Annotated in this window: 21 protein-coding genes; 13 read left to right on the forward strand and 8 right to left on the reverse strand. The window is 64.3% G+C overall.

Translation table 11 applies throughout. The features are described 5' to 3' along the window. Positions 1 to 59: 59 nt before the first annotated feature. The 4 genes from OVA24_RS00465 (at position 60) to OVA24_RS00480 (ending at position 4,525) form a co-directional block, all read left to right on the forward strand. Positions 60 to 1,589 (forward strand): PhoH family protein, encoded by a 1,530-nt coding sequence (locus OVA24_RS00465; RefSeq protein ID WP_267672410.1) that lies wholly within the window; start codon positions 60 to 62, stop codon positions 1,587 to 1,589. 161 nt (positions 1,590 to 1,750) lie between these two features. After that, the gene (locus OVA24_RS00470; RefSeq protein ID WP_267672411.1) at positions 1,751 to 2,518 is read left to right on the forward strand and encodes a hypothetical protein; all 768 of its coding nucleotides are present in this window, start codon (positions 1,751 to 1,753) and stop codon (positions 2,516 to 2,518) included. Positions 2,519 to 2,636: 118 nt separating this feature from the next. Then, the gene (locus OVA24_RS00475) at positions 2,637 to 4,112 is read left to right on the forward strand and encodes a M48 family metallopeptidase (protein WP_267672413.1); all 1,476 of its coding nucleotides are present in this window, start codon (positions 2,637 to 2,639) and stop codon (positions 4,110 to 4,112) included. Continuing rightward, the gene (locus tag OVA24_RS00480; protein WP_267672415.1) at positions 4,019 to 4,525 is read left to right on the forward strand and encodes a hypothetical protein; all 507 of its coding nucleotides are present in this window, start codon (positions 4,019 to 4,021) and stop codon (positions 4,523 to 4,525) included. Before OVA24_RS00475 ends, OVA24_RS00480 begins: the two co-directional genes overlap by 94 nt. Here the strand turns inward: OVA24_RS00480 and ald are convergent. From ald to OVA24_RS00505, 5 genes are all read right to left on the reverse strand, one after another. Continuing rightward, entirely contained in the window at positions 4,510 to 5,613 is a 1,104-nt protein-coding gene (gene ald / locus OVA24_RS00485) for an alanine dehydrogenase (RefSeq protein ID WP_267672417.1), read from the reverse strand. The two genes, OVA24_RS00480 and ald, sit on opposite strands and share 16 nt — an antisense overlap. A gap of 82 nt (positions 5,614 to 5,695) precedes the next feature. Beyond that, positions 5,696 to 6,274, reverse strand: coding sequence for a PqiC family protein (locus OVA24_RS00490; protein ID WP_267672419.1), 579 nt, complete (start codon positions 6,272 to 6,274; stop codon positions 5,696 to 5,698). Positions 6,275 to 6,301: 27 nt separating this feature from the next. Next, entirely contained in the window at positions 6,302 to 7,309 is a 1,008-nt protein-coding gene (locus OVA24_RS00495; RefSeq protein ID WP_267672420.1) for an MlaD family protein, read from the reverse strand. Next, the gene (locus OVA24_RS00500; protein ID WP_267672421.1) at positions 7,306 to 8,079 is read right to left on the reverse strand and encodes an ABC transporter ATP-binding protein; all 774 of its coding nucleotides are present in this window, start codon (positions 8,077 to 8,079) and stop codon (positions 7,306 to 7,308) included. Before OVA24_RS00500 ends, OVA24_RS00495 begins: the two co-directional genes overlap by 4 nt. Before the next feature lie 3 nt (positions 8,080 to 8,082). After that, positions 8,083 to 9,222 (reverse strand): MlaE family ABC transporter permease, encoded by a 1,140-nt coding sequence (locus OVA24_RS00505; protein ID WP_267672422.1) that lies wholly within the window; start codon positions 9,220 to 9,222, stop codon positions 8,083 to 8,085. A gap of 97 nt (positions 9,223 to 9,319) precedes the next feature. On the opposite strand from OVA24_RS00505, the gene OVA24_RS00510 reads away from it, so the two are divergent. Together OVA24_RS00510 and OVA24_RS00515 are read left to right on the forward strand one after the other, a co-directional pair. Then, positions 9,320 to 9,898, forward strand: a complete 579-nt coding sequence (locus OVA24_RS00510) for an RbsD/FucU domain-containing protein (protein WP_267672423.1) — start codon at positions 9,320 to 9,322, stop codon at positions 9,896 to 9,898. A 16-nt stretch (positions 9,899 to 9,914) separates the two neighbouring features. Then, entirely contained in the window at positions 9,915 to 10,205 is a 291-nt protein-coding gene (locus OVA24_RS00515) for a ribonuclease III domain-containing protein (RefSeq protein WP_267672425.1), read from the forward strand. Positions 10,206 to 10,221: 16 nt separating this feature from the next. On the opposite strand, the gene OVA24_RS00520 is transcribed toward OVA24_RS00515, so the two are convergent. Then, complete coding sequence (locus tag OVA24_RS00520) at positions 10,222 to 11,127, reverse strand: hypothetical protein (RefSeq protein ID WP_267672427.1); 906 nt, start codon at positions 11,125 to 11,127, stop codon at positions 10,222 to 10,224. Next, positions 11,120 to 11,668 carry an RNA polymerase sigma factor gene (locus OVA24_RS00525; protein ID WP_267672429.1) on the reverse strand — a complete coding sequence of 183 codons (549 nt, stop codon included), beginning with the start codon at positions 11,666 to 11,668 and terminating at the stop codon, positions 11,120 to 11,122. Before OVA24_RS00525 ends, OVA24_RS00520 begins: the two co-directional genes overlap by 8 nt. A 186-nt stretch (positions 11,669 to 11,854) precedes the next feature. Here OVA24_RS00525 and OVA24_RS00530 point away from each other — a divergent pair, with 186 nt between their 5' ends. Both OVA24_RS00530 and OVA24_RS00535 read left to right on the forward strand, forming a co-directional pair. Continuing rightward, complete coding sequence (locus tag OVA24_RS00530; RefSeq protein ID WP_267672431.1) at positions 11,855 to 12,709, forward strand: DUF6807 domain-containing protein; 855 nt, start codon at positions 11,855 to 11,857, stop codon at positions 12,707 to 12,709. Between the two features lie 36 nt (positions 12,710 to 12,745). Continuing rightward, positions 12,746 to 14,176, forward strand: coding sequence for a Gfo/Idh/MocA family protein (locus tag OVA24_RS00535; RefSeq protein WP_267672433.1), 1,431 nt, complete (start codon positions 12,746 to 12,748; stop codon positions 14,174 to 14,176). 142 nt (positions 14,177 to 14,318) lie between these two features. Here the strand turns inward: OVA24_RS00535 and rsfS are convergent, their stop codons facing one another. After that, entirely contained in the window at positions 14,319 to 14,675 is a 357-nt protein-coding gene (gene rsfS / locus OVA24_RS00540; RefSeq protein ID WP_267672435.1) for a ribosome silencing factor, read from the reverse strand. 95 nt (positions 14,676 to 14,770) lie between these two features. On the opposite strand from rsfS, the gene OVA24_RS00545 reads away from it, so the two are divergent. From OVA24_RS00545 to OVA24_RS00565, 5 genes are all read left to right on the forward strand, one after another. Continuing rightward, positions 14,771 to 17,320 carry a DEAD/DEAH box helicase gene (locus tag OVA24_RS00545; RefSeq protein ID WP_267672437.1) on the forward strand — a complete coding sequence of 850 codons (2,550 nt, stop codon included), beginning with the start codon at positions 14,771 to 14,773 and terminating at the stop codon, positions 17,318 to 17,320. A gap of 93 nt (positions 17,321 to 17,413) precedes the next feature. Further along, positions 17,414 to 18,043: a hypothetical protein gene (locus tag OVA24_RS00550; RefSeq protein WP_267672439.1), complete on the forward strand. Its 630-nt coding sequence runs from the start codon at positions 17,414 to 17,416 to the stop codon at positions 18,041 to 18,043. 64 nt (positions 18,044 to 18,107) lie between these two features. Next, positions 18,108 to 18,389, forward strand: a complete 282-nt coding sequence (locus tag OVA24_RS00555; protein WP_267672441.1) for a PEP-CTERM sorting domain-containing protein — start codon at positions 18,108 to 18,110, stop codon at positions 18,387 to 18,389. 52 nt (positions 18,390 to 18,441) lie between these two features. Beyond that, positions 18,442 to 21,546 carry a hypothetical protein gene (locus OVA24_RS00560; RefSeq protein WP_267672443.1) on the forward strand — a complete coding sequence of 1,035 codons (3,105 nt, stop codon included), beginning with the start codon at positions 18,442 to 18,444 and terminating at the stop codon, positions 21,544 to 21,546. A 40-nt stretch (positions 21,547 to 21,586) separates the two neighbouring features. Further along, the gene (locus OVA24_RS00565) at positions 21,587 to 22,459 is read left to right on the forward strand and encodes a DMT family transporter (RefSeq protein WP_267672445.1); all 873 of its coding nucleotides are present in this window, start codon (positions 21,587 to 21,589) and stop codon (positions 22,457 to 22,459) included. Positions 22,460 to 22,502: the final 43 nt, after the last annotated feature.

Raw genomic sequence — 22,502 nt, forward strand, 5'->3', positions numbered from 1 at the left:
CACCGGTGGCGGGCCGGCGGATGCACCCCCTTACCCGCCATGTTTCCACCCATTGAATCATGATCAACCGTACCGATGAGTCACAGGCATTGATTAACGAAGAGGAAACCCTTCCAAAGATCAAAACCACCAGGAACCAGCCAGTGACCTCTCGACCGCGACCGACGGAACTGGGCCTCACCGCCCCCAACCAAACCGCCAAAAACTACGTCCTCGACACCAACGTGCTGCTGCATGACCCGGCGGCGCTGGAACGGTTCAAGGAAAACCACCTCTGCATCCCGGTGGACGTGCTTTCCGAACTGGACAAGTTCAAGTCGGAGCAGACGGAACGGGGCGCGAACGCCCGCCGCGTCCACCGCCGCCTGACGGAGATGTTCTCCTGCGCGCAGAAGGTCACGCGGGGCGTGGACACCGCCGAGGGCGGCACCATCCGCCTGGTGATCTACGATCCGGAGTCGTGCCCGAAGAGCTCCAGCCAGCTCGACAGCTTCCACCGCATCTTCCCTGACCGGGAACGTGTGGACCACCGCATCCTGGCGGCGACCCTGCTGCTGATGCAGCACAACAAAAGCCCCGTCGTGCTGGTGACCAAGGACATCAACATGCAGCTCAAGGCCCGCGCCGTGGGCATCGACTGCCAGGACTACCTCAATGACAAGGTGGATGCGCGGGAGGTGTCCAACTACGAGGTCCGCCGTATCGAGGTGGACCCGATGGAGCTGCACCGCTTCTCCAGCACCGGGGAGCTGCTCATTTCACCCGAACGCTTCGCCGGTCTGGCCACCAACGAATACCTGCTGCTGGGCGCCGGGGAAAAGCAGACCATCCCCGCCCGCCTGCATGCCGACGGCCGCTTCGTGAAACTCAACATCCCGGAGGTGCTGAAGATCCCCGACGGGCAGACGCTCAAGCCGCTCAACCTGGGCCAGCGCTTCCTCATCGACGCGCTGCTCAATCCGGACATCTCGCTGGTCACCTGCTACGGCCACGCCGGCACGGGCAAGACGCTGGTCGCCGTCGCCGCCGGCCTCCATGAAATGTTCAACCGGAGATACAACGGCATCACCGTGAGCCGCCCGGTGGTGGCCATGGGCGACCAGCTCGGCTTCCTGCCCGGCTCCCTGGATGAGAAGATGCGCCCGTGGCTCCAACCGATCCATGACGCGCTGGATCTGCTGATGCGTCCGAACGTCCCGCTGGGACCGAAGCGCAAGCAGCAGAAGCCGAACCCCGGCGCGCCACCGGCCAAGAAGCCCTATGAGCTGCTGATGGAGCAGGGCATCCTGGAGATCGAAGCGCTCTGCTACATCCGTGGACGCTCGATCCCGAACCGGTTCTTCGTGCTGGATGAGGCGCAGCAGCTCACCCCGCAGGAGGCGAAGACGGTGGTCACCCGGATGTCCCGCGACTCGAAGCTGGTCCTCGTCGGCGACCCCGCCCAGATCGACAATCCCTATGTGGACAGCCGCAGCAACGGCTTGGTCTATACGCGCAACCGGCTCAAGGGTCAGCCGTTCGTCGCCCACGTCGCGCTCAACCGCGGCGAGCGGTCGGAGCTGGCGGAGGCCGGCGCGCAGTTGATGTGAAATCCGCCTGACCCTCCTGATCGAAGCGCGCGGTCCCCCGGGGATCGCGCGCTTTTTCGTTCCAAGAGGAGAAGCGGGAATTTTTTTGTCCAATTTTCCGGCTTCGCCGCCTTGTGGATAATGGCGGGTTCATGCACCCGTCTGTTCCAAACAGAAAACCCATGAAATTCCCATTCCATCACCTGCTTCCTTGCTGGCTGGTGTGCGCAAGCATTTCCCAGGCCGCCTCCACCTATCAGGAGAACTTTCCGCAACCGAACAGTGGCAATCTCAGCCATTCGAATGTGGGCTGGACCGCTGTCTATGGCACATCCGCGACGGATGGCTCCGCCAACACCACCAACAACGCGAACGGCGGATTCGTCGTCAGCAATCTGGGCGGCGGATATGGGGCAAAAACGACTTTCAACAGCACCTACGGGCTCGCCTACACCACGGAGGTCATCTCCCACAACATCACCACGGCTGACATCACCACCATCTCCTTCCTCGCCCGGAACGGTTCCGGCACCGACCGCTACCGCATCGTCCTCGCCATTGATGTCGCGGGGTTCACCGAATGGTTCGCTTCCGACACGTTCTTCACCACAACCGGAGGGGTCTGGGCGGACGGCGCGCAGTTCAAGGAGCTGGCCTTCACCACGGCGGCCTCCAGTTGGCGGAGCATGACGGTGACCACCAGCGCGCTCTCCGTATCGGACAGCACCCTCGGCGAGGCCCTCCCCAGCGGCAACCTGATCGCGGCGGGCCTCTTCCTTTCCGGTGCCAATGACACCGCCGGAACCAGCGGCGGCGGCCATGCGAACACCATGCGCTATGACGACTTCACCGTGAACGCCGTGCCGGAACCATCCGCCGCCCTGCTGGGCATCGCGGGTTCCGCGCTGCTGGTCCTCCGGCGGAAGGCCCGCAACACGGGTCACCGTTGAAATGGAATTCATCCCCGGCGCGACGATCATGCGATCCGCGCCGGAGATTCTTCCAATCGAACGGTTTCTCCACTCCTGCCGTATTGACGACCTCCGCCCCCCCCCGGACCATCGCGCCATGACACGCGTGGAGTTCGACCAACTGGTGGAGGGGCTGGAGGAGAAATTCCGTGGCCGGAGGGATGCGCTGACCCGGTCCTCCATCCGGTGGGCGCTGTTTGGCTACGTCGTGCTTTCCGTCGCCATCGTGTGCAGCCTGGCGCTGCTGGCGGGCTGCGTGTTCTTCATCATCCTCCATCCGAACGTGGTCACCATCAAGTTCGGCGGTGTGCTGGGCGTGGCGGCGGGCGCGCTTTCACTGACGCTGTTCCGCAGTCTCTGGAACCGCCTGCACCCGCCGCAAGGGCGCGAGATCACGCGGGATGAAGCCCCCGCCCTCTTCGGGATGATCGATGACATCTCCGAAGCCGCTGGAGGAGTGCGCTTCCACAAGGTTCTCCTCACGAACGATCTCAACGCCTCCGTGGTGCAACTGCCGCTGGCAGGCATATTCGGCATGCACCGGAACTACCTGAGCCTGGGCCTGCCGCTGATGGACGCGCTGGAGCCGGAGGAGTTCAAGGCGGTGCTCGCCCACGAGTTCAGCCATCTTTCCAGCAAGGACGGCAGCACCGGCAACTGGATCTACCGCATCCGTGTGACATGGGAACGCGCGGCGGAAGGGATATTCCAGAAGGATGGATTCCTCATCGCGCCACTCAAGAAGTTCTTCGTCTGGTTCTGGCCGCGTTTCAACGCCAGGGCCTTCGTCCTTTCCCGATCCAACGAGTATCAGGCGGACGCCTTCGCGGCGAAGGTGACCTCCCCCGCCACATCCGCCCGCGCCCTGCAGCGCATTGATCTCCGCGCCCGCCATCTCGAGGACGTGTTCTGGAAGAACATCAACCTGCGGGTGGCCGACGAACCGCAGCCTCCGTCGGCGATCTTCGGCGAGATGAAGGATTTCCTCCGGACCGATCCGGAACCGGCGGCGGCTTCCCGCTGGCTGTCCCACGCTTTCTCCATCTCCACGGGAACGTCCGACACGCACCCGAGCCTGAGCGACCGGGTCCGGACGCTGGGCATGCCGGTGGACTCACGCACACTCCCGACCCTGCGCGCCCATGCATCGGACGCGCTCCTCGGCGCGGATCTCTCGGCCCGCGCGCGGGAAGCATTCAGCGGCGAGTGGCAGCGATTCGTCCTGGACGACTGGCAATCCACCCACAAGAGCCGCGCGGAGTCCCGGGCAAACTGCAGGAACTCACCCCCACGACGGAGGGCGGTGACAGCGGGGAGACCGGGTGGAAGCGTATCATCCTCCGCCTGGAGACGGAGGGGATCGATGCCGTCTTCCCGGCTCTGCGGGACTACGCCATCCGCCATCCGGACCACAAGGCGGCGTCATTCATCACGGGACAGTACTTGCTGGAACATGACGATCCATCCGGACTGCGGATCATGGAACGGCTGGCGGAAGATCCGACGGACACGCTGGAGTGCCTGGGCGCGATGGCCGCCTACCATGACCGGCAGGGGAACCATGACGCCGTGAGGGAGATGAAACGGCGGGCCGACCTCCATGATGAGCGGATGTCCTCCGCAATGCACGCGCGCAACAATCTGACCAAGCGCGACACCTTCCTCCCGCACGGCCTGGATGAGAAAAAGATCGGGGAGATCCGTGAACTCCTGGCCGGAGAGAAAAGTGTCCGCAGCGCATGGCTGGTCTGCAAGGAGCACCGTGAGTTCGCGAACTGGAAACACTACGTGATGGCCGTGGACCTGCGCTTTCCCTGGTACAGGTTCACCTCGGACAACGACGTCCGGATGGTCCTCCGGCGGTTGGTGGAAGGCCTGAACCTGGACGGCTACATCCTCGTCATCCGCGATGAGAAGGAGAACAAGCCGATCTGCAAACAGATCCGTATCCAGCAGCCGCAGGCCGTCATTCACACGGTCGGCTGAAGCTCCCCGGCAGGGAGCCCGTGCGCTTCCGCCACCGGTTTGCAGGTCAGCTTTCCGTCCAGGATGTTGATCGCGGAGTGGAGCTCCGGCCGGGCTTCGCAGGCACCCGCCAGCTCCTTGTCCGCGATGAGCGAGATCCACGGGTGGGTCACGTTGTTGAGCGCCTGGGTGGCGGTGCGGGCATACGCGCCCGGCATGTTGGCCACGCAGTAGTGAAGAACGCCCTCCTCCTCATAGGTCGGGTCGTCATGGGTGGTGGGGCGCGTGGTTTCCGCGCAGCCGCCCTGGTCCACGGCGATGTCCACGAACACACTGCCGCGCGGCATGAGGCGGAGCATTTCACGGGTGATCAGCTTCGGGGCCTTCGCGCCCGGCACCAGGACCGCGCCGATGACCAGGTCCGCACGCGGCAGGAGGTCGGCGAGGTTCGCCTGGTTCGAATAGACCGTGTGCCCGCCCATGGTGATGTCCAGGAAGCGCATGCGCTCGAAGTCCACTTCGAGGATGGTGACGTCCGCGCCGATGCCGGTGGCGACGCGGGCGGCATTCACCCCGGCGGTGCCACCACCCAGCACCACCACCCGTCCGGGTGCGACACCCGGGACGCCGCCCAGCAGGATGCCACGCCCTCCCGCATGCTTCGCCAGGTGGTAGGAACCGACGATGGCGGCCATGCGTCCCGCGATCTCGCTCATCGGTTCCAGCAGCGGCAGGTGGCGGTTCACCTCCAGCGTCTCATAGGCCAGCGCGGTGCAGCCGCTGGCCATCAGCGATTCCGTAAGCGGCTTGCTGGCCGCGAGGTGGAGGTAGGTGAAAAGCAGGTGGCGGGGCTCCAGCATGGCAATCTCCCCCGGCTGCGGTTCCTTCACCTTCACAATGAGATCCGCTGCCGCGAAGACGGCGGGCGCGTCCTCCACGAGGAGGGCGCCTGCCTTTTCATATTGGTCATCCGGATAGCTCGATCCCGCTCCGGCTCCACGCTGGACGAGCACGGAGTGCCCGCGCCTCACCAGCTCCACCACCGACCCGGGGGTCATGGCCACGCGGTTTTCCTGTGCCTTGATCTCAGTGGGAACGCCGATGTTCATGGGAAAGGAAGGCAATTCTCCGAATTGCCAAGGGTTGGTGAGGTAAGATTGAAGAGTGACGATCCGGAGGATGGTCTCCCTTTCAGAGGGATCCCCCGATCACCCGTGAAAGACGGGCGAGGGCCTCGTTCATCGCCGCGATCCTTGGAGCGAGATCCAATTTGTCCGCGGACGGAGTGAACGGAACCTCCGTGCGGAAGTTGCGGGGTTGCAGCGGACGGCCATGCACGGGCTGGACCTTCCAGGTGCAGGCAAGCACCACCCGGTCACCGTCGGCAGGCTCGAACTGGGAGATGCGTAGCTCCACCAGCGAGGTGTATTCCAGGGTGACGAAGTTGTTGATCGGCTGGATGTTCGTTGACCCGGTGAGGCGGGTCAGGTTCATGGAGACCACACGGGCGATGCCGGTGTCGAGCGGCTCCGCCCACAGGTGGTAGCTGCTCATCTTCAGCTCCCCCGCCTTCACCCGGGTGACGATCTGCTGGCGGTCCAGATAGCTCGGCAGCGATGGCCGGTTGATGGCCACCGCCGGCGTGGAAGCCGACGGCGTCCTATCCGGAATGGCAGGATCCAGCAGGTAGGTGACGGAGGTGTCCTTCACCGGCTGGAGCACGTTGCAGGAAAAAAGAAGGAACGGGAGGAGGCAGAGGAGGGCTTTCATGATGATTGGTGGTCGTGCGCTGTCCCGTTATTCGTTCTCCTTGCCGGAGATCAGCGCGTTCGGGTTCCGCTTCAGGTCGTTCGCCAGCTCCTTGATGGCCCTGGAGGCGCGCTCGGTCTCCTCCAGCACGTTCTGGAAGCGCATGAGTACCGGCGCGCGCGGATTGCTGACATGGCTGAGCTCCGCCGCGGTCTCGTTGATTTTCTGCAGGCTCTCGTCCGCCCGCTTCAGCACGGCGGAAAAGTCCGCCATCATCGGGTCGATGCCCGCGTTGACCTTCGCGGTGAGCTCGTTGATCTCCTTGAGCGACGCGTCGAGGCTGTCGATGGCGCTGTTGAGTTTGTCGTTGCCGGTGATCGCCTGGATGTCCTTGGTGATGGCCACGACGTTGTCATTGATCTCCTTCATGTTCAGCGCCGCCACCTGCTGCTTCGCCACCACGATGGTGTCACGGAGATCCTTGATGATGCCTTCCAGGTCCAGGGAGTTGAACTTTTCCAGACCGCTGGAGATGCCAGCGATGAGTTCGTCCATTTCCGTGCCCACGCTGGGAACGATGGGCATCCCCGGATCCCTCCGCGGCTGGTAGGTGAATCCCTCCGAGTCCGGCAGCATGTCGAACTCCACATAGAGTTGGCCGGTCAGCAGGCTCTGCTGCTTCATCCCCGCGCGGAGACCGCGTTTCACGGCGTCCTCCACCCGTTCCGGATCCGAGAAGTCGATGGGCCTGCCGCTGGTGGTGCCGATGTCGCGGATGGCCTTGTCCGTCAGCTCCACCACCACCGGGATGATCTTGCGGTTGTTGTCGGAGTCCACCAGCACGCTGATGCGCTTCACACTTCCGATGCGGACACCGCCGAACCGTACATCCGAGCCGACCAGCAGGCCGTTCGCGCTCTTCTCGAAGAAGATGAGGATGTCGTGGGTCCGCTCGAAGTATTTCCCGGCACCGAAGGCGACGACGGCGAAACCCGCGAGGATCAACCCGATGAGGGTGAACGCTCCGATGACCGTGGGATTGGCTTTCTTGCTCATGGCTTGCTGGCTTCTGGATCGTCGCCGCGGTTGAGGAACACACGGACGGCCGGGTTGTCGGAATGGTCGCGGAGTTCCCGCGGATTCCCGGTGGCGCCTTGTGTCCTTGTCGCAGTATCGAGGAAAATGGAGTTGTTGGCTACGGCGAAAATGCTGGCCAGCTCATGGGTCACGATGACGATGGTGGACCCCAGGCTGTCCCGCAGACGCAGGATGAGGTCATCCAGCCGGCGGGAGCTGAGCGGATCCAGACCGGCCCCCGGCTCGTCCAGGAACAGGATGTCCGGATCCAGCGCCATCGCCCGCGCGATGCCCGCGCGCTTGTTCATCCCGCCGCTCACCTGGGACGGGTAGTAGTCCTCGTAACCGGACAAACCCACCAGCGCGAGCTTGTAGGAAACCAGATCCGCGACCGACTTCGGATCGAGGTCCGTGTTCTCCTCGATGGGCATGGCGATGTTCTCCGCCAGCGTCATGGACGACCACAGCGCGCCGGACTGGTACATCACGCCGAAGCGGTTGATGAACGCGCCGCGCTCCGAGGGATCGGTCCGCGTGAAGTTCTTCCCGTCATAGAAAACCTCACCTTCCGCAGGTTCCCGCAGGCCGATGAGGTGGCGCAGCAAGGTGCTTTTCCCGCAACCGGACCCCCCCATGATGATGAAGATGTCCTTGTCTTTGATGTCGAAGTTGAGGTCCTTCATCACGACGAAGGAACCATAAGCCATGGTCAGGCCGCGGACGGATATTTTCGCGTTGGGAGCCTCCATGGGTCAGATTTCGAGAAGGGTGAAAATGGCGGCGAAGGCGGAATCCAGGACGATGACCGCGGTGATGCCCGCCACCACCGCCTTGGTCGTCGCCTCCCCGACGGCCGCGGAGGAATTCCCGGCACGCATGCCGTGGAGGCAACCGGCGATGGCGATGGCCGCACCGAAGAAGAAGCTCTTGAACACGCCGAGGGAGGCGGTGGTGATGGTGACCGCCGTGAGCGTCTCATGCCAGTAGAGGATGGGAGGGATGCCCACCGCAGCCCCCACCAGCATGCCGCCGAGGATGCCCACCACGTTCGCGTAGACCGTGAGGATGGGCATCATGATGATGAGCGCGAGCAGCCGGGGCAGCACCAGGAAATCGAACGGGTCGAAGCCGAAGGTCTTCAGCGCGTCGATCTCCTCGTTCGCCTTCATGCTTCCGATGTTGGCGGCGAAGGCGGCGCCGGTCCGCCCGCTCATGATGATGGCGGTCATCACCACGCCCATCTCCCGCACCATGGCGATCCCGACAAGGTCCGCCACGTAGAGGTTCGCGCCGAAATTCGCCAACTGGACATTCCCAACGAACGCGAGGATCAGGCCGATGAGGAAGCTGATGAGGGAGACGATCGGCAGGGCCTGTGCCCCGCACTGCTGGACGACTACCCAGAAATCCCTCCAGCGGAACCGCGCCCGGCCCGTGAAGAAGCGTCCCAGCGCCAGTACGGATTCCCCGACAAAGTCAGTCAGGCACCCGATGCCCCGGGCGATGTTGAGCGAAACCCTGCCCAGCTTGACGATCTCCGACTCCTCCCGCCCGGATGACTTCGCCTCACTCCGTTCCGGAACGGCGAGGGCGAGTTCCATCAAGCCCCGGAGGTCGTCCGGCAGACCATCGAGCGGAGGTTTTTCCTGCGATGCACCCTCTGGAAGCCCCCGGTAAAGGGCGAACAGGAAAGCAGGCAGCATGGAATCATACCGTCCCAGGGAGGAAGTGTCGTACGAAGCGGGAGCGCTTTCCGGAGCCTCTCCGGAAACCTCGGCGGGCGGTCCGTTCCGGGTCCAATCCCCAGCCAGTTCCAGAACCCCGCCGCCCTTCCAGACGGCTGTGGGTTTCCTCGGATCACTGGCGGCCATCGTCCCGCCATCTTGGTTCATTTTCCTGCCAAAACAAAGCCGGAAGAATCCTCCGGAGCAAGAAACCCCATGGTCCATACATTGACAGTCCTGCGGAGAGGGACTTAACTGCTTCCCGATGCGCGCCTGCCGATGGATCCTGACCTGCGTGATGGCTTTCTCATCACTGGGCTGCGGGTTGTATCCGAAGCAACCGACGTGGAAGGACGCGGTGAACCGCCAGGTGGGCCAGCTCGGCTACCGGAACTGGATCATTATCGCGGAGGCTTCGTTCCCCGCCCACAGCCGTCATGGCTTCCGTCAGGTGACGGCGGATGTGGAGATCCCCGAAGCCGTTGACTATGTGCTGAATGCGATGGAGCAGACCCAGCACGTCCGGCCCCAGGTCTACTTGCCGAGGGAACAGCGGTCGGTCGAAAACGACTTCGCGCCGGGCATCGAGGAGATGCGGAAACGGACGAAGGAGGCCCTCCATGGCCACGAAACCACGGAACTGGAGCAGCAGTCCCTGCTGACCCTGCTGGAGGATGCCAGCCGCAGCTTCGACGTGCTGGTCATCCGCACCCAGACGGCCCTTCCCTATTCCTCGGTTTTTCTCGAGCTCCAGCCGGGGTATTGGGACGCGGATTCCGAATCCCGCCTGCGGGACCGCATGAATGCGGAAAGGATGCGAAAAATCTCGCGGCCCGTTCCTTGAGCGGCATTCTTCCCGCGTGAGCAGCAAAGACGAAGAAATCCGCCTGGAACGCGCCAATGCCTGGATCGGTGATGCGGTGCTGGCCCTTTTCGCCCGCCAGTTCGTCCTGCGGGAGCGGAACATGATGGATGGCGAATGGTTCACCCGCATGACGTCCAACGAGTTCCTCAGCGCCTTCGGCAACCCGACACGGGTGGAAGCCTCCATCGGCAAGCTGTTCCTGGAAGGCGGGCTGGATGCGGCCTTCGCCTGGATGGACGCGGAGCTGGTGCCTCTGTTCCGCCGCCAGATCGCCAAGCGCCCGTGATTTCCCAGGCCGACCCTCAGAACAGGGTGGCCAGCTTTTCCAGCGGGCGGGAGCCCAGCAAGACGTAGACCTGGTCCCCGTCGATCCAGCGGGCGACCGCCCACGGGCCATTTTGGGACAGTGCGGGATTGTCCCTCGTCGGCAGCTCGCCGCAGACGTCGGACCGCTTGAAGATGACGAGGTGGACCCGGCCGTTGACCGGATCATCAAAGCAGACGAGCGAACCGCGCTTCCCGTCGATCACCATTTCACGGCAGCCCTCGCACTGCACGCCGACCAATCCCGGGGGCAGGCGCCTCGCGCAGGGCAGCTTCTTTTTCTCCAGGATCTCGACCAGCTCGCCATGAGGCTGCCGGTGCTCGTCGAAGCCGAACAAGGGGGACTCGAAAGTCCGGATGAAACTCGCCTGGACCACATCCACCGGCACCGTCGTGGAGGCCGGGATGATCGCCGCGGTCGGCAGCGGATCGACACTCCGGTCGATGGTGAAGAGAAATGCCAGTGCCACACCTGCGGCAGCCGCCACAGGCCATGCCGCCTTCCGCCACCAACCGGCACCCGGCTGGCGGGGTTGCGCGGTGGTCGCCATCGAAGCCAGCACCCGTCCACGGAGACCCTCCGGGGCGGCCATGGACGCCAGACTGCCGATCATCCAGGCGTCGAGCCCGGTTTCCGCCTGCGGGATACCGCCGAATCCGGTGGTCTCCAGGCCGAGGATATCGTCCCTGAGTGAAGCGGGCGGCGCGACCGAGCCGAGGGCCGCCGCGAAGGCGGCATCCATCGACCGTTCACCGGCCAGCCACTCACCCAGCTCACGGTCTTCCGCGGCGAGTTGGAGGGCGGCGGCGAAGTCCTCATCCCCCGCGTCCGCACCATCAGGCCGGAAGCTGCCCAGCAGGAATTTTGCCTCGTCCTTATCCATGGCGTTTGCCCAGCGCCTCCGGTTCGAGTTGCAGGATGTTCTTCGGCGCGCTCGCCGGCTCCGCGGTCATCTGCTTGCGGAGCATTTCCTTCCCCCGGGAAAGCCGGGACATGACCGTGCCGATGGGGATCTCCAGGATCGCCGCGATTTCCTTGTAGCTGTGCTGCTGGAGGTAGAAAAGCGCCACCGGGGCGCGGTAGGTTTCATCCAGCGTGCCGAGGATCTCCAGCGCGCGGGAACCATCCATCTGCCGCTCCGCGTCCCCTTGGGGGGCTTCCGCCTCGCAGATGATCTCCTCGTTCAGCTCGGTGTCGGAAAACTTCGCGGCGTGGCGCCGCTGGCTGAGAAATTCCCGGTGCAGCGTGGTGAAAAGCCAGGTCTTCGCCTTCGAGCGGTCCCGGAGCTGGTCGCCTTTTTCCGCCCAGATGCAGAAGGTCTCCTGCACCAGATCCGCGGCGCGGTCGGCGTTGCGCGTCAGCGACATTCCGAACCGGAACAACGCCTGATAATAGGAATCTACCAATTCCGCGAACTCACTCATCGACTGTTGGGACGCTCCACTCCTGAAACTATTCCGGAAATCTCCGCTGAAAAACATCTCTTTTCTCGCATGATTTCCACCCAACCCCTACGTATCAGGAAACTCATGAAAAGATTGCTTACAATTTTTCTCGCATGCTCGGCCTCTTCTTACGCCGACCTGAAGCTCGAAAAATCGGAAGGTTCGATGAAGGTCACCGATGATGGGAAGCTCATCACCGAGTACCGCACGGACTGGAAGGTCCCCTATCTTTATCCGCTTCTTTCGCCCTCCGGCGCGAACCTGACCCGCCACTGGCCGACGAAGGAAGGCATCGCGGAGGAAGCGACCGACCACCCCCACCACCGATCCGTGTGGATGGGCCACGGCGCGGTCAACGGCGCGGACTTCTGGGCGATGAAGGGCGAGGGCAACCCGACCATCATCCACAAGGGATTCGAAGCGGAGACGAAGACCGCCGCCGACAGCGTCACCTTCACCGCGGACCTGGAATGGCAGGCACACGGGAAAAAGCTGATCGACGAGAAGCGCACCATCACCGTCCGCAAGATCAACGCCACCACCAGTGCGCTGGAGTTCACCTGCGCGCTGACCGCCGCGGAGGACGTCACCTTCGGCGACACGAAGGAAGGCATGTTCGCGTTCCGCATGGACCGGACGCTCCGCCTGAAGGGCAAGCAGGCGAAAGCCCACATCATCGACAGCAAGGGTGTCACCGACGCCGATACCTGGGGCAAACGCGCCGACTGGGTGGCCTACCACGGCCCGGACGAGAAGGGTGAACCCGTCGTCGCCGCCCTGTTCGACCACCCGAAGAACTTCCGCTACCCGACCTACTGGCACGTGCGGGACTACGGTCTCGTTTCCGCCAACCCCTTCGGCATCCACGACTTCGAAGGCAAGAAGGACCAGCCCACCCTGGGCGACCACGCGCTGAAGAAGGGCGAATCCATGACCTTCCGCTACAGCATCGTCGTCCACCACGGGGACCTGAAGTCCGCCGAGCTCGGCAAACTCTGGGAATCCTTCTCGAAAAACTGAACCCAACGCTCACAAACCCACCAAACCCGCACATCCATGAACCGCCGCCGTTTCATCAGCACTTCCGCGTTCGCCGGAACCTTCTCGCTCCTCTCCCCGCTGGCCCGCGCCCAGGGCGCGAACGGGGATGCCCGCGTCGCCATCATCGGCTTCAACGGCCGGGGCAAGGCGCTCCTTGAGCAAGTTCTCAAGGCGAAGGGCGCCCGCGTCGTCGCCCTCTGCGACGTCGATTCCGGCGTCCTCGACAAGACCGCCGACGCGCTCGACAAGAAGGGCGTCAAGGTCACCAAGTTCGACGACTACCGGAAGTGCTGCGAGTCGAAGGACATCGACGCGGTGGTCATCGCCACGCCGAACCACACCCACGCCCTCATCGCCTCCACCGCCGCCGCCAACGGCAAGCACGTCTATGTGGAGAAGCCCGTTTCCCACAACGTCTGGGAAGGCCGCCAGCTCGCGCTCGCCGCGGAGAAGCACAAGGTCATCATCCAGCACGGGTTCCAGCGCCGCTCGGAGACCGGCTGGCTGGACGCCGCCGCGTGGGTGAAGGAAGGCGGCATCGGCAAGGTGACCCTCGCCCGCGGCTTCTGCTACAAGCCGCGCAAGGCGATCGGCAAGGTCGCCGCACCGAAGGCTCCTCCGTCCAACGTGAACTACGACCTCTGGTGCGGCCCGCGTGAAATCGCCCAGGTTTCCCGGGAAAGGTTCCACTACGACTGGCACTGGCAGCAACCTTACGGCAACGGCGACCTGGGCAACCAGGGCCCGCACCAGCTCGACGTCTGCCGCATGTTCATCGGGGATCCGGAGCTCCTTCCGGCGTCGGTGATCTCCGCAGGCGGCCGCCTCGGCTATGAGGACGACGGTGACTGGGCGAACACCCAGATCGTCTGGCTGGACTACGCTCCGGCGCCGATCCTGTTCGAAGTCCGCGGCCTGCCGGCCAAGGGCCTCAACTGGGAAGGCGGCATGGACAAGTACAAGGGTGTCGATCTCGGCAATATCATCGAGTGCGAAGGCGGCTGGCTCGCCGGCGGCCACGGTGGTTCCTGCGCGGCGTTCGACAAGGACGGCAAGAAGATCAAGGAGTTCAACGGCGCGTCCCCGCACATGCAGAACTTCATCGACTCCATCCACTCCGGGAAGATCGCGAAGGAGCGCCAGGTCGAGTCCGGCCACCTCTCCGCCGCGCTGGCCCACATCGGCAACATTTCCTGGAAGCTGGGCGCCAAGGGCGGCCTGAAGGAAGGGGATGCGGGCTTCACCAACCCGGCGGCGAAGGATGCCTTCGACCGCATGGTGACCCACCTGGAAGCCAACGGCGTGGACCTCGCCAAGACCCCGCTGTCCGTCGGCAAGTCCCTGACGCTGGACACCGCGAACGAGAAATTCAACGGCACCGGCGCGGAGGAAGCCAACGCCCTGCTCAAGGGCAGCTACCGCAAGGGCTTCGAGCTGGTTTCCTGAGACGGTTCACGGATTCACAGGAAAAGCGGGCCGGGCAACCGGTCCGCTTTTTTCTTTGGGGTCGCTTGGGGAAGAGGGCCTCCGCCACCGGAAAGCGGGGGAGAGCAGCCGCCCCTCCTGATGCCGCCGCGTTGACGGCGGATCAGCGGGACTTCCAGTCCACTTCCTTCGCGTCCGCCCAGAGCTCCTCGAGGGCGTAGAAGTCGCGCATTTCCTGGTGCATGACGTGGACCATGACATCGACGTAGTCGAGGACGACCCAGCGGGTGTCGGCCTTGCCTTCGGTGAAGGACGGGGTGTTGCCGTTGTTTTCCTCCACCACGGAGGCGATGTCCCGGATGACCGCACGCAGGTGGGGCATGGAGTTGCCGGAGCAGACGATCATGTAGTCCGTCAGGTTGGATACGCCGCGCATGTCCCAGACGCGGATGTTCTCCGCCTGGATGCCGTCAGCCGCCTTCGCACACGCCAATGCCAATTCTTCTCCGTGGATCGCCATAATTTCCCTTCGCGGGACGGCCACCATAGCCAACGATGTCCCGCGCACCACCCTAAAAACGGCCCGTCGGAAGACGGCCGCCCCAGCGCCTCCTCATGCCGTCCGCCCTTTCCACCGCAGATCTCCCGGAGAATCCGTCCCCGGATGACATCCTGAACGCCTTCCTCGACTTTCTCGCGGGGACCGGAACGGAGCCCTATGCCCACCAGGAGGAGGCCATCCTGGAGCTGTTCCAGGACAAGAATGTGATCCTCGACACACCCACCGGATCCGGGAAATCCCTCGTCGCGCTGGCCATGCAGTTCAAGTCGTTGGCGCAGGGCAGGCGGTCGTACTACACGGTGCCGATCAAGGCGTTGGCGAACGAGAAGTTCCTGTCGCTGTGCAACGTGCTGGGTCCGGAGAACGTGGGGCTGCTGACCGGGGACTCCACCGTGAACCCGAAGGCGCCCGTCCTCTGCTGCACGGCGGAGATCCTCTCGAACATCGCCCTCCGGGACGGGGCGGCGGCGCATGTGGACGACGTCATCATGGACGAGTTCCACTACTACGCGGACCACAGCCGCGGGGCCGCATGGCAGATCCCGCTGCTGACGCTGCCAAAGGCGCGCTTCCTGCTGATGTCCGCGACGCTGGGCGACTCCTCGTTTTTCTCAAAGCAGCTCACGGACCTGACCGGCGCACCCACGGTGCTGGTGCAGTCCGACCAACGGCCGGTGCCGCTGGAGTTCACCTACTCCACCACCCCGCTGGAGGAGATGGTGGCGGAGCTGGTGGACGGCGGCCGCGCGCCGGTCTATCTGGTCCACTTCACCCAGAACGCGTGCGCGGAGACCGCCCGCAACCTGCTCTCCACCAACTTCTGCACGAAGGAGGAGAAAACCGCCATCGCCCGCGCGCTGGATGCGGCGGACTTCCGCAGTCCCTATGGCCGGGAGCTTTCCAAGATCCTGCGCCATGGCGTGGGCATCCACCACGCCGGGTTGCTGCCGAAGTACCGCCTGCTGGTGGAGAAGCTGACCGCACGCGGCCTGCTGAAGGTGGTCTGCGGCACGGACACCCTGGGCGTGGGGGTGAACGTCCCCATCCGCACGGTCATGCTGACCGGCCTGTGCAAGTATGACGGACGCGGCACGAAGATCCTGGCCGTGCGGGATTTCCGCCAGATCGCGGGGCGCGCCGGCAGGCGTGGCTTCGACGACATCGGTTACGTGGTCTGCCAGGCCCCGGAGCACGTCATCGAGAACCTGAAGCTGGAGGAGAAGGCCAACGCGAACCCGAACAAGAAGAAGTCCTTCGTCAAACGGAAGCCGCCGGAGAAAGGCTACGTCCACTGGGAGGAGGCCACATTCCGCAAGCTCATCACCTCGCCACCGGAGCCGCTGGTCTCCCGCTTCAACATCAACCACGGCATCCTGCTGAACGTGCTGTCACGGACGGAGGAGGATGGATGCGCCGCGTTGAAAAAGCTCATCACGGATTCCCATGAAACCCCGTCCCGCCAGCGCGCGCTGCGGAAGCAGGCGTTCACCCTTTTCCGGGGTCTCGTCGGCGCGAAGATCCTGCACATCCTGCCTCCGGCGAAGCGCACCGGCCCGCGCAAGGTCATCCTGGACATCGACCTGCCGGAGGACTTCTCCATCAACCACGCGCTCGGCCTGTGGCTGCTGGATGCCATCCCGCAGCTCGACCGCGAATCCGACGACTACGCGCTGGACGTCCTTTCCCTGATCGAGGCCATCCTTGAGAACCCGGACGCCGTCCTCCGCAAGCAGGTGGACCTGCTGAAGACGGAACTCATGGCCCAACTGAAGGACGAGGGCGTGGAATACGACGACCGCATCGCCCGGCTGGAGGAAGTGGAATGGCCGAAGCCCGGGAAGGAGTTCATCTACGCCACCTTCAACGAATTCAAGCTCCGGCACCCCTATCTGGCCAACGAGAACGTCCGTCCGAAGTGCGTGGCCCGCGAGATGGTGGCGAACTACCAATCCTTCGAGGACTACGTGAAGACCTACAAGCTGGAGCGCACGGAAGCGGTGCTGCTGCGCCACCTTTCCGAAGTCTACAAGGTGCTGTCCCAGACCGTCCCGGACCACCTGAAGACGGAGGCGCTGCATGAGGTGGAGTCCTTCCTCGAACTCATCGTCCGGCACACCGACTCCAGCCTGCTGGACGAATGGGAAACGCTGAAAAACCCGGAAGCCGTGCAGGACCACTCCGCGGCGGAGGAAAAGCTCCGCGCGTTCAAGGCGAAGATCCCCTACACGAAGGACCAGCCCGCCTTCAGCCGCCAGCTCCGCAACCACCTCCTCACACTGGTCACCGCCCTGGCCCGCTACCAGACGGAGACCGCCCTCTCCCTGGTGGAACCGGCCGACTCCGATGGCAAGCCGTGGACCAATGAAAGGCTGCTGCGCCTGCTGGACCAATACCACGAAACCCACCCGCAGATCCGCCTGGACCCGGAGGCGCGCAACGCCCGCCACACCCACCTCGCGGAAGACGGCGCCACCATCCACCAGACGCTCATCGACCCGGACGATCTCAATGACTGGTGCCTGACCCTGACACTGGACCGGGCGAAATCGGACGAAATGCGGACGCCGGTGCTGATTCTGGAGTCCCTTCAAGCCATCGTTTGAACACCCACCTTCGTGTGACCCTTCGGGGTTTGCACTGACCGGCCTCGTCCCGTGGGATTGGAAACCCAAAAACCAATCCCATTCTCCGAAGCCATGAAAACCCACCTACGCCTTCTCATTCCGCTTGTTTTCTCATCCACCGCCCCCCTCCACGCGGCCCTGCTGGTGTATGACGGATTCGACAGCACCGCCTACAAAGCGGTTCCAAGCGCCCAGGGCGGCGGATACAAGAATCCCGCCTCGGGCAACTCCGACGCGCTGTTCTACGACGACGACACCAACTACAAGGATGGTCCGGAGGGTTCGGAAGTGGGTCAGGCTCCATTCGTCCCCGGCTTTGCCGGAGCCTGGGACTATACCACGAACATCAGTTCGACGGTCTACGCGAGGCTGGAGGATTCCCAGTTGTCCTACACCGGACTGACCACCACCACAGGCCAGCTCAACCTTTTCCGCTCCGGGGGAGCCGGATCATCCAAAGGGTTCTCCCGCGCCTTTGATGTCGGCCCCAGCACGGCCTTCACCAACACCCTCTTCATCGGCGGTCTCATCTGGCGGACTGCGGAAACCTCATTCTACATGGATTTCAACATGACGAATGGATCAGACTCACGGAGCTTTGGCATGGACGTCATGGCGGATGGTTCCTCCAGGATGAACGGCTACGGCGCCGATACGGCGACTTCCGCAAGCCCGCAGTGGGCGACAGGAACGGCGGAGTAGCTTCGTCCTGAAGCTGGAGAACTCCGTCCTCGATGGAGGAACGAGCACCACCAACGGCGACCGGATGACGCTCTACATCAATCCGGACTTCAGCCTCGGAGATGCGAATCTCCCGGCCCTGGAGGTCGGCGACGAGAACTCCGGCTTCTTCGTAACCGGAAACTCCGGCTGGACCCTGGGCACCTTCAAGATGACCAGCAACCTCTCGGACGCCGGCCAATCCGTGATCTTCGATGAATTCAAGATCGGCACGGAGTGGGCGGACATGGCGGATGTCATCCCGGAGCCGTCCACCTCGCTTCTCGCGATGCTGCCGTTGCTCGGCGTCCTGCGCCGCAGGCGCTGAGGCCATTTTGCCGCTGGCATCCGGCGCGGTTCCGGAGCTATGAAAAAGACCGATGGGAATCCCGCGCATCCTCTTCGCCGCATGGGCCATGGCCGCCCCGCTGCCGGCCACCGCGCTGGAGCGGCTGGCCAACGGCGGATTCGACCAATGGAGCGGGGAGGCGCCGGACTCCTGGGAACGGCTCAGCGGATGCCTTGTGACTCCGGTCGGGATCGGGGACGGGAATCTCGCCGCGCGCCTCGGCTCCGGCGGCGCGTCCGCGACGCAGGCCCTCGCACAGACCGTCGCGCCCTTTGACGGACGTTTCCGCCTGTCCCTGATTTTCTCACAGGAAGCCCCGGCAGGCGGGCTGCGCGGGATGAATGTGAACCTCCGCGGTTCTTCCGAACCGATCCTGAGCCTGCGCTCGTCCCCGTCAGGGACCTTGGAAGCCTACGACGGCGCCTCTTCGGCATGGATGGCGGTCCCCGGGACAACGGGTGCCATCCAACCCTCCGTCTATGGCGACGGAAATCCCGGAAATGATTTCCTCTACCGTGTGGAGATCGAGGGGGATCCCGGCACGGGCACCTACACGATCCTGCTGGAAGACCAAAACCAAGGCACGGTGATCGCTTCCGCCACCAACCTCGCGTGGTGGCAGAGCGTCCCCACATCCTCCTCCGTCCGGGCGGTCCATCTGGAGAGGGGCAGGAGCGGCGCGGACTGGACGGCCCATGAAGTCTCGCTGGATGAGGTGGATGCGACCACCCCCTTCACCGTCGATCCGGACCCTCCCCATCCTTTCCTGATCGTCTCGGAGGAAGAATACCCCGCCTGGAGGGAAAAGGCGCTCCGCGAACCATGGTCCGGCATGAAGGCGAAAGCGCTGCAAGCCGCGGCGACGCTCACCTATGACCCCGCCTTCAGCGGCTCCTACCGCAGCAAGGTCCTGGGATTGAAAACCGTGGTCTCCGCCTGCGCCCTCTCATCCATCCTCGACCCGGCGAACGCGGCCACCCACGCGGACAAAGCCGCCGCGGAGATGATCGCCGGTCTCACGGACATCCGCGATACCCGCGGAGCCGTCGGCGGGTGGGAGGCGAACACGCCCGTAGGCTCCACCCTTTTCTCCTGCATCCTCGCGCTGGATGTGCTGCACGCCCACATCCCGGAAGCGACCCGGCTGCAGATCGAGGGCCTGGTCGGGCCATTGGCGAACTCGATCTCCGGTTGGAATCCCAGCCCGCAGTCGGTGCGCTGCCTCTGGGCGCTCTACCGGGGTGACGCCTCCGCCTACCATGCGAACGTGTCTTCCTACATGTCCGCCCTGCTGGACCTGTTCACGGATGACGGGGTGATGTTGGCCGGCCCCGGCTACGGAAATGCACGCCTCAACTACTTCGACCGGGAGCAGAAGCATGCCCTCACCGACATCCTCGCGCGCTTGGGAGCGATGGACACCTACCCGAACCGGAAGATCCAGCGTGTCTATGAATGGCTCTATGGCTCCGCCTACGGCCACCAGGGAGAGCTGCACGTCTTCGGAGACACGTCCGCCAACCGTCCGCTCTGGGGACCGCCCGGGGAATATCCGCAGGACTCCCCGACGGCCGCATACCGGGCCTGGAGGTACTCCGCCGCCGCCCAGACCTACGCGAACCGCCTGATCGTCGATCCATCCCCCCAGCCGTCCTTGCTCGGCTACGCCCTCCTTGGCACGCCCACGCGTGATCTTCCGGCGGCCAACGCCCCGAGCCGGATCTTTCCCGATGGTGGTGCGTTCTTCCGCGAGAACACGGACGACCCCGGCGGCCTGTCCTCCGGCCTGCTCTGCCTCACGCGGTCGGAAGGCCACACGCACAAGGAGGTGAACTCCATCAGCCTCATCGGCCATGGAGAGCATCTGGTTAGCAACTCCGGATACGCCGGGGCGGGATCCGCTTCGCTCGGCTTCAGTTGGACCTACATCAACAACCGGGCGGTCAGCGGAAACACCGTGCTCATCGACTATCCCGTGTCGAATGCGGCGAACGCATCCGCCACCCGCGACCATGCTTCCAAATCCGGCGCGGGCATCGTCCGCGGGTTCACGGCGGAGGGCATCGACTACGCGGTGGGGGACTCCGGCAGCGCGATGGCCTCGGGCACCCACCAGCGGGGGATGGCCTTCATCCATCCGGACGCCGCTCTGGGCCTGCCCGGCCATTGGATCCTGTTCGACCGGGTGGTATCCGCGTCCGGCACCAACGCACAGATGGCGCTGCATCCGTTTTCGGCGGACGTCACCACCGTCGATCCCGGGGCGGAATACCGCTGGTTCGTGCAACGGGACACCGGCACGGGCGCCTACCTGACCGTCCACCTGGCATCCCCTCCTTCCGGGGTCCAGCTCCTGGATGGCGTTTTCGCCAATCTCAATCCGGCGAAGAGTTTTGTGGGGAAGTTCCTCTACGCGACCTACCCGATCCAGTCCGGCGGCGCCCATTTCGCCACGGTGCTGGTTCCCCGTGCCACGGCGGCCGGCGGTCCCGCCGCGACCCGTTCCAGCGGCGCGGGATACCACCGGATGGATCTGGACTGGGGCACTGCGGAAGACCACATCCTGACGTCCGCGACGGCATCCGCGCCCCTTGCCTCGGGCAACATCACCTGGACCGGGACGGCATGCCACGTCCGGACGGTGGCCGGTGTCACGGCGCGGTTCTTCATCGACAGGGGAACGGCGTTTTCGGCGGAAAATGTGTCCTTTTCCTCGTCCTCCCCGGCGGTGGCCGCGGGAACCTCCCAAGGACTGGTGGTCTCCACCGATTCTCCGGGGACGGTCTCCGTCAGGTGGCCCGGCGCATCATCCGCCTTTGTCGGCCACTCCGTGGTGGCGGTGGCTGCGGACGGCGCGGGAACCATCACACTGCCATTGCCCGCCGGGGAGCACCGGATCCGGTTCGGCTCGGCGGCCCAACCATCCCTGAGGGTATCGAAACACCCCGACACCTCGGTCCTGTCGGCCGCAGGCCTCCTGCCCGGGAGGGCCTACCGCTACGAAGCCTCCGGAAACCTGACCGACTGGTCACTCCTGAAAGAAGGCATCGCGCCCACCGGGAGCGACATTTTCGCGGAGCCGGGACCGCACCCGGAGAGGCGGTTCTACCGCATCGTCCTTCCTCAAAATCCTTAATTGGTTTGCGTCAGGAAGATTCCCCGCTATCCGGGTGCGCGTGTCCGAGTTCACTGGCGCCATCCTGTTGCCCCTCATCGGTGCCGCCTTGCATCCCTTTCTGGGGGTGTTCATCCAGCGGTGCTCGCGGGGCGGGCTGGGGCTGACGCTGATCGTCGCGGTTTCCAACCTCATCACCGCCGCGATCTTCGCCGCCTACCTGAAGCCGCAGGGCGGATGGATGCTCCAGGGGAAGGACTGGCTGGCGGTGCTGAACGGCATCCTCTTTTTCATGGGCCAGTGGTTTTCCGCACGCTCCCTGAAGGGCGGGGACCTGGCCGTCCACTCCTCCGCAATGGGGGTGAAGCTGATCATCGTGGCCACGCTGGCGACCGCCGTGGGGCTGGAAACTTCCCGCCCGTTCCTGATCCCCGCAGCGATCATGGCGTGCGTCTCCGTCTACATGGTGGCGGGTGGCACGCTGGCCGGTTGGCGGGAGCACGGGTCCACGGTGGGCTTCACCCTGCTGGCGTGCGTGTTCTTCGGGATCAATGACTTCATGACCGGCTGGCAGGCCCACCACATCGGCGGGCCGCGTTGGCTGGTCATCCTCTTCGCCACCGGCGGGGCACTGTCTCTGGGTCTGCTGTCTTTCCGCATCCCGCAGGTGAAGGCGCTGGCCCACAGCGGGAACGTGAAGTGGTTCCTCCTCGCGGCGGGGGTCACGCTCGGCGTGCAGGCGCTCATCGTGAACATCGCCTTCAGTGAGTTCCGCCAACCGACGCTCAGCAACGTGGCCTACAGCACCCGCGGGGTGATGGCGGTCATCTTCCTGTGGTGCCTGGGCCAGAGGAAGACCGGCGGCCTGTTCGCCAAGCAGATCGCGGGGGCCGTGCTGATGGTCATGGCCCTGATTCTGGCGCTGCAAAAGTAACTTTCCGGCGACCATGCTTGCTTTGCGGCGGGTGCGGTGCGAG

Origin of the sequence: Luteolibacter sp. SL250 (genome assembly GCF_026625605.1) — a bacterium.
Taxonomy (GTDB): Bacteria; Verrucomicrobiota; Verrucomicrobiia; order Verrucomicrobiales; family Akkermansiaceae; genus Luteolibacter.